The following is a 13,074-nucleotide window of genomic DNA, read 5'->3' as shown; positions in this document are numbered from 1 at the left end:
GTCAGGTCCCTTCCGTCGTCACTTGGAGACGTTGACGGCCGGCGCGTCCTCGCCGAGGAGCTTGCCGTCCGAGGTCTCGAACTGCTGCTTGAACGCCTTGATCGCGTCGCCGATGGACTGCAGCGTGTCGTCGGACATCTTCGCGCCCTCGGCGATCGAGGTGAGGAGCTCCTTGCGCTCGCGGCGCAGGTGCTCCAGCAGCTCGGACTCGAAGCGACGGATGTCCTCGACCGGTACGTCGTCCAGCTTGCCGGTGGTGCCGGCCCAGACGGAGACGACCTGCTCCTCGACCGGGAACGGTGCGTACTGCGGCTGCTTGAGCAGCTCGACCAGGCGCTTGCCGCGCTCCAGCGAAGCCTTGGAGGCCGCGTCCAGGTCGGAACCGAAGGCGGCGAACGCCTCCAGCTCGCGGTACTGGGCGAGGTCCACACGAAGGCGACCGGAAACCTGGCGCATCGCCTTGTGCTGGGCGGAGCCACCGACACGCGAGACCGAGATACCGACGTTCAGCGCCGGGCGCTGGCCCGCGTTGAACAGGTCGGACTCCAGGAAGCACTGACCGTCGGTGATGGAGATGACGTTGGTCGGAATGAACGCCGACACGTCGTTCGCCTTGGTCTCGACGATCGGCAGACCGGTCATCGAACCGGCGCCCATCTCGTCGGAGAGCTTCGCGCAGCGCTCAAGGAGACGCGAGTGCAAGTAGAAGACGTCGCCCGGGTAGGCCTCGCGGCCCGGCGGACGGCGCAGCAGAAGCGACACGGCGCGGTAGGCGTCGGCCTGCTTCGACAGGTCGTCGAAAATGATCAGGACGTGCTTGCCTGCGTACATCCAGTGCTGGCCGATGGCCGAACCGGTGTACGGGGCGAGGTACTTGAAGCCGGCCGGGTCGGAAGCCGGGGCGGCGACGATCGTCGTGTACTCGAGCGCGCCCGCCTCCTCCAGCGCACCGCGTACGGACGCGATGGTGGAGCCCTTCTGACCGATGGCGACGTAGATGCAGCGAACCTGCTTGTTCACGTCGCCGGTGCGCCAGTTGTCGCGCTGGTTGATGATCGTGTCGATCGCCAGAGCGGTCTTGCCGGTCTGACGGTCACCGATGATCAGCTGACGCTGGCCTCGGCCGATCGGCACCATCGCGTCGACGGCCTTGTAGCCGGTCTGCATCGGCTCGTGCACCGACTTGCGGACCATGACGCCAGGCGCCTGCAGCTCGAGTGCGCGGCGGCTTTCGGTCGCGATGTCGCCGAGGCCGTCGATCGGGTTGCCGAGCGGGTCGACAACGCGGCCGAGGTAACCCTCGCCGACGCCGACGGAGAGCACCTCACCGGTGCGCTGCACCGGCTGGCCCTCCTCGATACCGCTGAACTCGCCGAGGACGACCGCACCGATCTCCCGCTCCTCAAGGTTGAGGGCGAGACCGAGGGTGCCGTCCTCGAACTTCAGCAGCTCGTTCGCCATGGCCGAGGGAAGACCCTCGATCTTGGCGATGCCGTCGCCGGCAGCGCTGACCGTGCCGACCTCCTCGCGCGAGGCCGCGTCCGGCTTGTACGACTGGACAAAGTTCTCCAGTGCGTCCCGGATCTCATCCGGCCGGATCGTGAGCTCCGCCATCTGGGTTCCCTGCTCTCCTTGTTGGGCCCGAAGGTTCTAAAGGGGTCTGGGGGCCGACCCCCAGGAATCTTCTGCAATCTCTGCACGGCCCAACCGGGCCGCTGGTACTACTACGGGTATTGCGTGCTGTTCAGTTGGTGGCTGGTCAGCCGGCCATGCGACGGGTCGCCTCTTCGAGGCGGTCCGCGATGGTGCCGTTGATGACCTCGTCGCCGACCTGTACCTGGATCCCGCCGAGGACCGTGGGGTCCACTTCGAGGTTCAGGTGCATCTGGCGGCCGTAAAGCTTCGCCAGTGCACCGCCGAGGCGCTGCTTCTGCTGGTCGGTGAGCGGTACCGCCGAGGTGACGACGGCGACCATGCGGTCCCGGCGCGCCGCGGCGAGCTTGGAGAGGGATTCGATTCCCGCTTCCAGGCTACGTCCACGCGGCTGAGCCACGAGACGGACCACAAGGCGCTCGGTGACCGGGTTGGCCTTGCCGCCGAGCAGGCTGCGCAGCAGCTCACTCTTGGCGGACACCGAAGCCGACTTGTCGGTCAGCGCGGACCGCAGGCCGGTGTTGGAAGAGACGATCCGGCCGAACCGGAACACCTCGTCCTCCACTTCGTCGAGCGCGCGGGCCTGCTGCGCCGCGGTGAGGTCGGCGGTGGCCGCCAGCTCCTCGATCGCGTCGACCAGGTCACGCGACTGCGACCAGCGGGACCGGACCATGCCGGAGACCAGGTCGGCAGTCTCGCCGCCCACCTGCCCGCTCAGCAGTCGCGCGGCAAGCTGGGCCTTGGCCTCGCCTGCCTGCGCCGGGTCGGTGAGGACCCGTCGCAGCGACACCTCGCGGTGGAGCAGCGCGGTTACGGCTGCCAGCTCGTCGGCGAGCTTCGCCGCGTCGGCCGACGTGTTGTCGGTCAGCGCGTCGAGACTCGTCCGTGCGGTCGCCAGTGCCTCGCGGCTCGCTCCGTGCATCGTCATCGGGCCGCCTCGGCCTTCTCCTCGAGCTCGCCGAGGAAACGGTCGATGGTGCGGCTCTGCCGGGCGTTGTCCTCAAGGGACTCGCCGACGAGCTTGCCGGCCAGGTCGGTGGCGAGCTTGCCCACGTCCTGACGCAGCGAGTGCGCGGCCTGCTTGCGATCGGCTTCGATCTGCGTGTGGCCGGCGGCGACGATCTCATCGCGCTGGCGCTGGCCCTCTGCGCGGAGTTCTTCCTTCAGCGCAGTGCCCTGCTCCAGTGCTTCCTGGCGCATGCGGGCGGCCTCGTGGCGGGCCTCGGCGAGCTGAGCCTTGTACTGCTCAAGCACGCTTTCGGCTTCGATCTTGGCCGCATCGGCCTTCTCGATGCCGCCCTCGATCGCCTCACGACGCTCGTCCAGAACCTTGTTGATGTTCGGGAGGAGCTTCTTCGCGAGGAATCCGAAGACGATGACGAAGGCGATCAGGCCGATGACAAGCTCGTCGAGATGCGGGAGGAGGGGGTTCTGAGGCTCCTCCGCAGCAAGCCTAAGAGCGTTCACATCAGTGCCTTCCGTGAAAGGGGTTGGGCCGTCGGTCCGGCTTACTTGTAGACGAAGCCCATGACGATGCCGATGAGGGCGAGCGCCTCACAGAAGGCGAAACCCATGATCTGGTTGGTACGGATCAGGCCGGCCGCTTCGGGCTGACGGGCGAGGGCCTGGGTGCCGTTACCGAAGATGATGCCGACGCCGACGCCGGGGCCGATCGCGGCGAGGCCGTAGCCGATTGCCGAGACGTTGCCAGAGACAGTGTCCTTGGCGGCGATGTTGACCATTTCGAGAGCAGCGGACATGCCGTTACTTCCTTCTCTTTCACGGACCGGTGGGGGTTGGCCACCGACGTCTGTTGGTTCTGATGGGCGGGGCTGGCTCAGTGACTCTTGGCGAGCGCGCCCTGGATGTAGCTGGAGGCCAGGAGCACGAAGACGTACGCCTGGACGGCCTGGATGAAGAGCTCAAAGAGGGTCATGGTGATGACCATCACGAACGAGGCGCCGGCGTAGACAAAGCCGAGCCCGTTCATCAGGTACCACGTGGCCAGCGAGAACATCACGATCAGCAGGTGCCCGGCGAACATGTTCGCGAACAGCCGGACTGCGTGGGTGAAGGGCCGGATCAGCAGGTTCGAGAAGAACTCGATCACCACGACGAGCGGCATGACCCAGCCGAGCGACTTGTCGTAGCCGGTGATGTTCTTCCAGCCGCCGACGAAGCCGTGCTTCTTGAAGGTCAGGCTGACCCACAGGACGTACACGATCAGCGCCAGGGCCGCCGGGAAGGCGATCAGCGAAGTCACCGGGAACTGGGCGAGCGGAATGATCGACCAGACGTTCAGAATCCAGACGAAGAAGAAGAGCGACACCATCAAAGGGACGTACTTCTCACCGTCCTTCTTACCGATGATCTCGTAGACGATCCCACGGCGGACGAAGTCGTAGCCGGCCTCACCGATCATCTGGATCTTGCCCGGCACCAGCTTCGGCTTGTTGAAGGCCGCCCAGAAGAATCCGACAATCACGACGGTGCCGAGGAAGGCGAGCAGCATCGGCTTCGTGAAGTCGAAACCGGCGACCGTTGCGATCGGCTCATACATGAACGTATGAAGCCCCGGAGCGGGGAACGCACAGCCGGAGAAGATATGGCAGTTCGGGTCGAAGGCGAGCATCTGTGGGTCAGCACTCACCGCGGACTCCTTCAGCGTGGCGCATAGGTACGGCAACCTCGTTGTGTCGGCGCGGCGAGGAGCCGCGGTTCGGCACTGGACTGGTGTAACGGATGTGGGGGCGGCTCTCAGACATGGAGCCTCGCGATGGAACAGGCGTCAGCTCGGATGCCCGCGCCCGCAGTGCCGCAGTTGGCACCGGACGATAGCAGGGTCTCGAACGACTACTTATCCCGGCCCTACCCTTCACGACGAGGACTCCGACTTCTCGCCCCGCGGGGCGGCGGAGGAGCCCGGTTCGACGTACAGGATCTTGGCCTTCATATAGCCGCGAGCCTGAGCCGCGATCCACACAACCGTCGTGGCGACCAGCGAAATGCCGAAGGCCTTGGGATTAAAGAAAGTGGTGTCCTGCAACGCCGCCATGAGAACGAAGATCAGCAGCAGTTGGACCGTGTAGAGCAAGAGCCCCATGGCCTGAAACAGTTGCGGATACGACTTCGCCGTTCGCTGAAGAGCGACCAGCCCGATTCCCATGAACAGGACTGCCACCAGGGTGCCGATGAACGCGCCGAGCGCTCCCTTGCCACCGGCGACCACGGCACTGATGGCTACGGCGACCGCGCCGGCGACAGTGGCGGGTACGGCGGCTTGGAGGAGAGTCCGGGCGTCGTTGGACGGCATGGCGGCAGCTCCGCTTACTCATGGGGGGCAGGTAGGTGTCGTCATGGACGAGCGTAGGCCCGGGCCGAGGTCTCACCTCTGGCCAATAGACCGTCGCACTACGGTCTTTCGGCTCTGTCTCCGGGTCTCGTGAACGGTATCACAAACTATTTGATGAGGTCTTTACCAAGAAAGTGTGCTGCCTGTCACACATGAGAGTGACCCTGCCCTTGTGTGCGGGACAAGCCGACTCTTTGTCTGGTATTGGCACTTGGTGCGGCAAATCGTCAACGTGGTGTCTTGGTTCCCGGCCGGTGAGGGAGCCGAGATCGGTGCCCGATCGCGGTCGCCCCGTTGACGCCCGCCGGCACCGGCGGCCCCTCGGCTTGCGCCTCTTCACCGGAATCCGTGAGCTCCTCGGCCTCCTGGGCGCTCTGCGGCGAGGACGCGTCGGAGGACGCCGTCGCGAGCGCCGTGCGCCGCCTCCGGTAGCGGGGCGGCAAAAACGCCTCCGCCCAGCGCGGGGCACGCGGCGTGAACCGCGGCAGGAGCAGCAGCACCAGGCCGCCCGCGCTCAGCCCGACGATGGCGAGCACGATCCACATGCTCGCCGAGTGCACCGAGTAGGCGACGGCGCCGAAGGCGATCAGGGCCGACCAGAAGTACATGATCAGCACCGCCCTGCTGTGCGAGTGGCCGATCTCCAGCAGCCGGTGATGCAGGTGCCCCCGGTCCGCGGCGAACGGCGACTGGCCCTGCCAGGTACGCCGGACGACCGCGAGGAGCAGGTCCGCGATCGGGATGGCGGTGATCGTCAGCGGCAGCAGCAGCGGGATGAAGACCGGCAGCATCGCGTGCGTGGCCTCGCGCGTACCGCCCGTGAACAGCTTGAGCGCGTCCGGGTCGACCTGGCCGGTGACCGAGATCGCACCCGCAGCCAGGACCAGGCCGATGAGCATCGACCCGGAGTCGCCCATGAAGATTCTCGCCGGATGCATGTTGTGTGGCAGGAAGCCCAGACACATGCCCATCAGGATCGCGGCGAAGAGGGTGGCCGGCGCCGCCTCCTCGATGCCGTACCCGTACCAGATCCGGTAGGCGTACATGAAGAACGCCGCGGAGGCGATGCAGACCATGCCTGCCGCCAGGCCGTCCAGGCCGTCCACGAAGTTGACCGCGTTGATGGTGATGAGCACCAGCGCGACGGTCAGCAGATTGCCCTGCCACGCGGTCACCGAGACCGGGCCGACGCCGGGGATCGGCAGCCACAGGATCGTCAGGCCCTGCGCGACCATCACACCCGCGGCGATGAACTGACCGCCCAGCTTGATCAGCGCGTCCAGCTCGAACTTGTCGTCGAGGACGCCGATGAGCCAGATCACCGCGGCGCCCGACAGCAGGGCACGCGGCTCGTTCGACAACTCGAAGACACTGTTGAGGTTCTGCAGGTGGTCGGCGACCAGCAGACCGGCGCACAGACCGCCGAACATGGCGATGCCACCGAGCCGCGGTGTCGGTTCCCGGTGTACGTCACGGGCACGGATCTCCGGCATCGCGCCGATCGCGATGGCGAACTTCCGCACCGGCCCGGTCAGCAGATAAGTCACTGCCGCCGTGACACAAAGCGTCAGCAGATATTCACGCACGGGCTGCCCCACAGATATCGCCGGCCATCTCAGCCCCACACACTAGCTTCGAGACCACATGCTCCAGGACATTCGATTACCCGCTGATGGTTGCACGACGTAGGACTATTGCGGATATGGCGGAAATCTTCCGGCCAGTTCCTGAACTTCCGCGAGCACTTCGCGCTCTTCCCGCAGCGCCTGCGAGAAGAGGACCGCGATGCGCGCCATCTCGGCCTCCCCCATTCCCTGCGTGGTGACGGCCGCCGTGCCCAGCCGAATACCGCGCTCTTCGCCGTACGGAAGGGCGCAGGTGTCGAGGACCAGTCCGGCCGCCGCGAGCCGGCCGCGGGCCGTGCGGCCCTCGATGCCCAGCGGGGTGGTGTCCGCGGTGATGAGGTGGGTGTCCGTGCCACCCGTGGTGATCACGAGGCCCTCGGCGGCCAGTGCGTCGGCGAGCACCCGTGCGTTGGCGACCACTTGATGGGCGTACGTCGTGAAGGCGGGCGCCGCGGCCTCGCCGAAGGCGACGGCCTTCGCGGCGATCGTGTGCATCTGGGCGCCACCCTGGGTGAAGGGGAAAACCGCCCGGTCGATGCGCTCGGCGAGCTCCTGGCCGCACAGGATCATGCCGCCGCGCGGGCCGCGCAGCACCTTGTGCGTGGTGGCGCACACGACGTCGGCGTACGGCACCGGGCTCGGCGCCGCGCCCCCGGCGACCAGGCCGATCGGGTGCGCCGCGTCGGCGATCAGATACGCGCCCACCTCGTCGGCGATGTCGCGGAAGCGCCGGTAGTCCGGGTGGCGGGGGTAGGCGATGGAGCCCACCACGATCGCCCTGGGGCTGTGCGCGTGCGCGAGGAGGCGTACCTGCTCGTAGTCGATCAGGCCGGATTCGGCGTCGACGCCGTATCCGATGAACTCGAACCAGCGGCCGGAGAAGTTCGCCGGGGACCCGTGCGTCAGATGCCCCCCGTACGGGAGCCCCATGGCGAGCACCGTGTCACCGGGGCGCAGCAGTGCGGCGTACGCGGCGAGGACCGCGGAGGAGCCGGAGTGCGGCTGCACATTGGCGTGCTCGGCGCCGAAGAGACCGGTGGCGCGGTCGGTGGCGAGGCGCTCGGCCACGTCGACCAGCTCGCAGCCGCCGTGGTGGCGGGCGCCGGGATAGCCCTCCGCGTACTTGTTGGCGAGAGGGGAGCCCAGGGCGGCGAGGACGGCGGGCGAGGTGAAGTTCTCCGCGGCGATCAGCTGCAGTCCGGTGGCCTCGCGGCGCAGTTCGCCGAGGATGACATCGGCGATCGCCGGGTCCTGGCGGCGCAGCGCGTCGAAGCCGGGCCCGTGGGCGGTGTGCGGCGGCTGGACGGGTGCGGTGGTGACCGGCATGTCGGGCTCCGGGCCTGGCTGAGGGGGCGCTGGGCATCGAAACAGGGCTTCGAAACCAATGTAGGCCCACAGCGCCCGCGCCGCCCGGTGCACGTGATGACTGCAGGGGGGCGGCCGGTATCAGGTGTGGGCCGGAATCCCCGTGATGGCGGTGACCACCGGGTCGAGCGCCGTGTTGATCTCGTCGCCGATGGAGCGGAAGAACGTGATGGGGGCGCCGTACGGGTCGTAGACCTCGTCGGCCTCCACGTTGGGCGCGAGCAGCCAGCCGCGCAGCGCGGCGGCGGCGCGCACCAGCGCGCGCGCACGCGCGACCACGCCGTCCTCGATCGGGTCGGGCAGCGTCGCGGGGTCTATGGCCCGTACCAGCCGGGTGAACTCCTTGAGCGTGAAGGTGCGCAGGCCCGCGGAGTGGCCCATGGAGATGACCTGGGCGCGGTGGTCTCGGGTGGCGGTGAGGACCAGGTCGGCGCGGATGACGTGCTCGTCGAGCAGCTCGCGGCCGATGAAGCCGGTCGCGTCCGCCCCGAAGTCCGCGAGGACGGCCGCCGCGTTGGCCTCCATGGGGGCGCCCTCGTGTCCCCAGGTGCCCGCGCTCTCCACCAGGAGCCCGTCGCCCAGGCGCGCGCCGAGGCGGTCGCTGAGGGCATGGCGGGTCAGCCGCTCGGTGATCGGTGAGCGGCAGACGTTGCCGGTGCTGACGTGGAGGATACGGAAGGTGTCGCTCGCGGTGCCTTCGGCTATGCCACGCCCGTCAAGGGCGGTCAATTGGCCACCTCGAGGTCGGGTACGACCTTGCGCAGCTCCTCGGCGTCGAGCGCGCCCGCCCGCAGCAGGACCGGGACCTTGCCCGAGACGTCGACGATCGACGACGGGACGATGCCGGGGGTGAGGCCGCCGTCGAGGTAGACGGAGACGGCGTCGCCGAGCATCTCCTGCGCCGCGTCGCAATCCTCGGGGACGGGGTGGCCTGTGAGGTTGGCGCTGGAGACGGCCATCGGGCCGACCTCGGTGAGCAGCTCGATGGCGACGGGGTGCAGCGGCATGCGGACGGCGACGGTGCCGCGCGTCTCGCCCAGGTCCCACTGGAGGGACGGCTGGTGGCGGGCGACCAGGGTCAGGGCGCCGGGCCAGAAGGCGTCGACGAGCTCCCAGGCCTGCTCGGAGAAGTCCGTGACGAGTCCGTGCAGGGTGTTCGGGGAGCCGATGAGGACGGGCGTGGGCATGTTCCGGCCACGGCCCTTGGCCTCCAGGAGGTCGCCGACGGCCTCGGAGCTGAAGGCGTCCGCCCCGATGCCGTAGACGGTGTCGGTCGGCAGCACGACCAGCTCGCCACGACGGACCGCCGCCGCGGCTTCGCGCAGACCGGTCTTGCGGTCGGTCGCGTCGTTGCAGTCGTATCGCCGTGCCATTTAACGGGCCTCCTCGTACGGGATCTGGTCTGGGTCGCCGGCGGTCACGGCATGGCCCTGCGGGCCGTCGCGAAGCGGGGCCGGTTGTTCAGGTCGGGGTGGTCGGCCGCGTCGGCCCAGCCCCGCTCCTCGGTGAAGATCCACGGGACCTGGCCGCCCTGGGTGTCGGCGTGCTCGATGACGACGACGCCGCCGGGCCTCAGCAGGCGGTGTGCGGTGCGCTCGATGGAGCGGATCAGGTCGAGGCCGTCCTCGCCGGAGAACAGGGCCATCTCCGGGTCGTGGTCACGGGCCTCGGGGGCGACGTACTCCCACTCGGTGAGCGGGATGTACGGCGGGTTGGAGACCACCAGGTCGACCTGGCCGTCGAGCTCGGGCAGGGCCGTCCTGGCGTCGCCCTGGTGGACGGTGACCCTGGACCCCTCGGCGTTCTTACGGGTCCACTTCAGGGCGTCGTCGGACAGCTCGACGCCGTGCACGCGCGAGCGCGGCACCTCCTGGGCCATGGCGAGCGCGATGGCGCCGGAGCCGGTGCACAGGTCGACGATCAGCGGCTCGACGACGTCCATCGCGCGGACGGCGTCTATGGCCCAGCCGACGACCGATTCGGTCTCCGGGCGGGGCACGAAGACGCCGGGGCCCACCTGGAGCTCCAGGTAGCGGAAGAAGGCGCGTCCGGTGATGTGCTGCAACGGCTCGCGGGCCTCGCGGCGCGCGACCGTCTCCCAGTAGCGGGCGTCGAAGTCGGTGTCGGGAACGTTGTGCAGCTCCCCCCGCTTGACGCCGTGCACGTACGCCGCGAGTTCCTCCGCGTCGAAGCGCGGTGAGGGCACGCCGGCGTCGGCCAGCCGCTGGGTGGCCTGGGCCACCTCGGCGAGCAGCAGATTCATCGCGGTCCTCCGGCTTGCAGGGGGTTTGACCTTGGGTCTTACTGGGCTGCCGCGAGCTTGGCGGCGGAGTCGGCGTCGACGCAGGCCTGGATCATGGCGTCCAGGTCCCCGTCGAGGACCTGGTCCAAGTTGTACGCCTTGAAGCCGACGCGGTGGTCCGAGATCCGGTTTTCCGGGAAGTTGTACGTCCGGATCTTCTCGGAGCGGTCGACCGTACGGACCTGGCTGCGACGTACGTCCGATGCTTCCTGCTCGGCGGCCTCCTGGGCGGCGGCGAGCAGCCGCGAGCGCAGGATGCGCATGGCCTGCTCCTTGTTCTGGAGCTGGCTCTTCTCGTTCTGGCAGGAGGCCACGACACCGGTCGGCAGGTGCGTGATGCGCACCGCGGAGTCGGTGGTGTTGACGGACTGGCCGCCGGGGCCCGACGAGCGGTAGACGTCGATGCGCAGGTCGTTGGCGACGATCTCGACCTCGACCTCCTCGGCCTCGGGCGTGACGAGCACACCGGCCGCCGAGGTGTGGATGCGGCCCTGCGACTCGGTGGAGGGCACGCGCTGCACGCGGTGCACACCGCCCTCGTACTTCAGTCGCGCCCAGACGCCCTGGCCGGGCTCGGTCGCGCCGTTGCCGCCCTTGGTCTTCACCGCGACCTGGACGTCCTTGTAACCGCCCAGCTCGGACTCGGTGGCGTCGATGATCTCGGTCTTCCAGCCGACGCGCTCCGCGTACCGCAGATACATGCGCAGCAGGTCGCCGGCGAACAGGGCCGACTCGTCGCCGCCCGCGCCCGCCTTGACCTCAAGGATGACGTCCTTGTCGTCGCTGAGGTCGCGCGGCACCAGGAGCAGCCGGAGCTTCTCGGTGAGCTCGACGCGCTGCTTCTCCAGTTCCTTGGCCTCGGCGGCGAAGTCGGGGTCGCTGGCCGCGAACTCGCGGGCCGTCTCGATGTCCTCGCCGGTCTGCTTCCAGGCCTGATACGTGCGGATGATCGGGGTCAGCTCGGCGTAGCGCTTGCCCAGCTTGCGCGCGTTCGCCTGGTCGGCATGGACCGAGGGATCGGCCAGCTTCTTCTCAAGATCGGCGTGCTCGCCGATCAGATCCTCGACCGCCTCGAACATCTTCGGGCTCCTGGGTTACGTGTAAACGGGAAGAGCAGCCTGTGCGTCTGGGTGCCGCGACGGATGTGTGTCACGACAAAGCGCCGGTCCTCCCCCGCCCCGTACGGAGCGGCTGAGGACCGGCGCAATGGCTCGCTACTTCGCGGCGGTTGCCTTGCCGAAGCGGGCCTCGAAGCGGGCCACGCGGCCGCCGGTGTCGAGGATCTTCTGCTTGCCCGTGTAGAACGGGTGGCACGCGGAGCAGACCTCGGCGCGGACGGTGCCGCTGGAGATCGTGCTGCGGGTGGTGAATTCCGCACCGCAGGTACAGCTGACCTGGGTCTCGACGTACTCGGGGTGGATGTCGCGCTTCAAGGTGACTCCTAGTTTCGGGAGGGCTCCGGGTCGCACGCGCGGATTGCGCGCACGTGAACCGGGACCGACGTACCAGTCTGCCAGCACTGGCCGTATCTCCCAAAACGGGAGGAGGCCCGGATGTATTCCTGATCCACCGCGGCACTCCGCGGAGCTCCGGTTACGAGCTCTCGACGACCTTGCCGGCGTCTCCCTTGTCACCCGCGGAGTCCTTGGTCGCGGAGGCGGGGATCGGCTTGTCCTGCCGCAGTGCGTCCCAGACCTGCTGGGAGTTGCGCTGGAGCGGTATGACGCGGTTGAGGTCGGCCGGGTCGTACCGAACGGGCAGGGTGACCATCTTCATGTCGCCCGCGCCGATGCCCTTGAGTCCGTTCGCGAAGGTCACCAGCTCATTGACCGAGGACAGCTCGGAGTCGGTGGTGACGGTCTTGGTGGCGGTGTTCGCGAGGTCGTAGAGCTTCTTGGGGTTACTGAAGACGCCGACGTCCTTGACCTGGTTGATCAGCGCCTTGATGAAGGCCTGCTGGAGCTGGATACGGCCCAGGTCACTGCCGTCGCCGACGCTCTTGCGGGTCCGGACGAGGCCGAGGGACTGCTCACCGCTGAGGGTGTGGGTACCAGGCTTCAGGTCCAGGTGGCTCTTGTTGTCGTTGATGGCCTGCTTGGTGGTGATCTCCACCCCGCCCAGGTCGTCGATGAGCGTCTTGAAGCCGCTGAAGTCGACCTCGATGTAGTGGTCCATGCGGATGCCGGACATCTTCTCGACGGTCTTGACCGCGCAGGCCGGGCCGCCGACCTCGTACGCCGTGTTGAACATCTGGTGCTGCCCGCCGGTGTCCTTCTGGTCGCCGTCGGAGGCGCACTCGGGGCGGCTGACCATGGTGTCGCGCGGGATCGAGACGACGCTGGCCTTCTTGTGGCCCTCGTAGACGTGGACGATCATCGCGGTGTCCGAGCGGGCGCCGCCCTCGTCCTTGCCGTACTTGGCGTTGTCGCCGGTACGGGAGTCGGAGCCGAGCACCAGGATGTCCTGCGAGCCGTTGTCGACGTTCTCCGGCCGGTCGGTGCCGAGCTGGGAGTTGATGTCGACGCTCTTCAGGTTTCCGTCGAGCTGGAAGTAGACATAGCCGAGCCCCGTGCCGCCCAGCACCACCACGGCCGCTGCGGCCCACGCGGTGATCGTGAGTGCCTTGGCGCGCTTTTCGGGTTCCCTCCGGCGCCTGCCGGTCCCCCGTATTCGCCCGCTCCTGCCCTGCTCCGTCATACGCTCCTCAGCCCCTCGTTCGGTTCCCAGTACCCCCTGCCGTGGTGATCAGGCACGGTATGTCTCCTCTTGTCAGACGG

The 13,074-nt window shown here is 68.0% G+C and carries 14 protein-coding genes; all 14 read right to left on the bottom strand.

Annotation, left to right across the window (positions count from 1 at the left end):
- Positions 1-18 precede the first annotated feature (18 nt).
- On the bottom strand, positions 19-1,614 hold the full coding sequence (gene atpA / locus ACLLJJ_RS28740; RefSeq protein WP_434596683.1) for a F0F1 ATP synthase subunit alpha: 1,596 nt from the start codon (positions 1,612-1,614) through the stop codon (positions 19-21).
- Positions 1,615-1,759: 145 nt separating this feature from the next.
- Positions 1,760-2,575, bottom strand: a complete 816-nt coding sequence (locus tag ACLLJJ_RS28735; RefSeq protein ID WP_434600547.1) for a F0F1 ATP synthase subunit delta — start codon at positions 2,573-2,575, stop codon at positions 1,760-1,762.
- 2 nt (positions 2,576-2,577) lie between these two features.
- Positions 2,578-3,120, bottom strand: coding sequence for a F0F1 ATP synthase subunit B (locus tag ACLLJJ_RS28730; RefSeq protein WP_434596681.1), 543 nt, complete (start codon positions 3,118-3,120; stop codon positions 2,578-2,580).
- A 41-nt stretch (positions 3,121-3,161) separates the two neighbouring features.
- A complete protein-coding gene (gene atpE, locus ACLLJJ_RS28725; RefSeq protein WP_434596679.1) occupies positions 3,162-3,413 on the bottom strand; it encodes an ATP synthase F0 subunit C in 252 nt (83 codons plus the stop codon).
- 77 nt (positions 3,414-3,490) lie between these two features.
- The gene (gene atpB / locus ACLLJJ_RS28720; protein ID WP_434596677.1) at positions 3,491-4,303 is read right to left on the bottom strand and encodes a F0F1 ATP synthase subunit A; all 813 of its coding nucleotides are present in this window, start codon (positions 4,301-4,303) and stop codon (positions 3,491-3,493) included.
- A 225-nt stretch (positions 4,304-4,528) separates the two neighbouring features.
- Complete coding sequence (locus ACLLJJ_RS28715) at positions 4,529-4,966, bottom strand: hypothetical protein (RefSeq protein ID WP_434596675.1); 438 nt, start codon at positions 4,964-4,966, stop codon at positions 4,529-4,531.
- 266 nt (positions 4,967-5,232) lie between these two features.
- Positions 5,233-6,591 (bottom strand): MraY family glycosyltransferase, encoded by a 1,359-nt coding sequence (locus ACLLJJ_RS28710; RefSeq protein WP_434596673.1) that lies wholly within the window; start codon positions 6,589-6,591, stop codon positions 5,233-5,235.
- A gap of 105 nt (positions 6,592-6,696) precedes the next feature.
- Positions 6,697-7,956 (bottom strand): serine hydroxymethyltransferase, encoded by a 1,260-nt coding sequence (glyA, locus tag ACLLJJ_RS28705; RefSeq protein ID WP_434596671.1) that lies wholly within the window; start codon positions 7,954-7,956, stop codon positions 6,697-6,699.
- A gap of 120 nt (positions 7,957-8,076) precedes the next feature.
- Positions 8,077-8,724: a protein-tyrosine-phosphatase gene (locus tag ACLLJJ_RS28700; RefSeq protein WP_434596669.1), complete on the bottom strand. Its 648-nt coding sequence runs from the start codon at positions 8,722-8,724 to the stop codon at positions 8,077-8,079.
- The gene (locus tag ACLLJJ_RS28695; protein ID WP_434596667.1) at positions 8,721-9,368 is read right to left on the bottom strand and encodes an L-threonylcarbamoyladenylate synthase; all 648 of its coding nucleotides are present in this window, start codon (positions 9,366-9,368) and stop codon (positions 8,721-8,723) included. The genes ACLLJJ_RS28700 and ACLLJJ_RS28695 overlap by 4 nt, the downstream gene beginning before the upstream one ends.
- 44 nt (positions 9,369-9,412) lie before the next feature.
- Positions 9,413-10,258, bottom strand: coding sequence for a peptide chain release factor N(5)-glutamine methyltransferase (gene prmC / locus ACLLJJ_RS28690; protein WP_283517382.1), 846 nt, complete (start codon positions 10,256-10,258; stop codon positions 9,413-9,415).
- Between the two features lie 38 nt (positions 10,259-10,296).
- Positions 10,297-11,376 (bottom strand): peptide chain release factor 1, encoded by a 1,080-nt coding sequence (gene prfA / locus ACLLJJ_RS28685; RefSeq protein WP_434596665.1) that lies wholly within the window; start codon positions 11,374-11,376, stop codon positions 10,297-10,299.
- A 135-nt stretch (positions 11,377-11,511) separates the two neighbouring features.
- Entirely contained in the window at positions 11,512-11,730 is a 219-nt protein-coding gene (gene rpmE, locus ACLLJJ_RS28680) for a 50S ribosomal protein L31 (RefSeq protein WP_434596663.1), read from the bottom strand.
- A gap of 160 nt (positions 11,731-11,890) precedes the next feature.
- Positions 11,891-12,994 carry an LCP family protein gene (locus ACLLJJ_RS28675; RefSeq protein WP_434596661.1) on the bottom strand — a complete coding sequence of 368 codons (1,104 nt, stop codon included), beginning with the start codon at positions 12,992-12,994 and terminating at the stop codon, positions 11,891-11,893.
- Positions 12,995-13,074: the final 80 nt, after the last annotated feature.

The organism is Streptomyces sp. A5-4, from assembly GCF_051131715.1.
Taxonomy (GTDB): domain Bacteria; phylum Actinomycetota; class Actinomycetes; order Streptomycetales; family Streptomycetaceae; genus Streptomyces.
The sequence above is the reverse complement of the archived record's forward strand: the minus strand, read 5'-3'. Positions and strand labels throughout refer to the sequence as shown.

What these genes read in the sequence shown, in the direction of transcription:
- prfA (WP_434596665.1), bottom strand. Translation starts at nt 11,376, where the DNA reads ATGTTCGAGGCGGTCGAGGATCTGATCGGCGAGCACGCCGATCTTGAG.
- ACLLJJ_RS28735 (WP_434600547.1), bottom strand. Translation starts at nt 2,575, where the DNA reads ATGCACGGAGCGAGCCGCGAGGCACTGGCGACCGCACGGACGAGTCTC.
- atpE (WP_434596679.1), bottom strand. Translation starts at nt 3,413, where the DNA reads ATGTCCGCTGCTCTCGAAATGGTCAACATCGCCGCCAAGGACACTGTC.
- ACLLJJ_RS28675 (WP_434596661.1), bottom strand. Translation starts at nt 12,994, where the DNA reads ATGACGGAGCAGGGCAGGAGCGGGCGAATACGGGGGACCGGCAGGCGC.
- prmC (WP_283517382.1), bottom strand. Translation starts at nt 10,258, where the DNA reads ATGAATCTGCTGCTCGCCGAGGTGGCCCAGGCCACCCAGCGGCTGGCC.
- glyA (WP_434596671.1), bottom strand. Translation starts at nt 7,956, where the DNA reads ATGCCGGTCACCACCGCACCCGTCCAGCCGCCGCACACCGCCCACGGG.
- ACLLJJ_RS28695 (WP_434596667.1), bottom strand. Translation starts at nt 9,368, where the DNA reads ATGGCACGGCGATACGACTGCAACGACGCGACCGACCGCAAGACCGGT.
- ACLLJJ_RS28715 (WP_434596675.1), bottom strand. Translation starts at nt 4,966, where the DNA reads ATGCCGTCCAACGACGCCCGGACTCTCCTCCAAGCCGCCGTACCCGCC.
- atpA (WP_434596683.1), bottom strand. Translation starts at nt 1,614, where the DNA reads ATGGCGGAGCTCACGATCCGGCCGGATGAGATCCGGGACGCACTGGAG.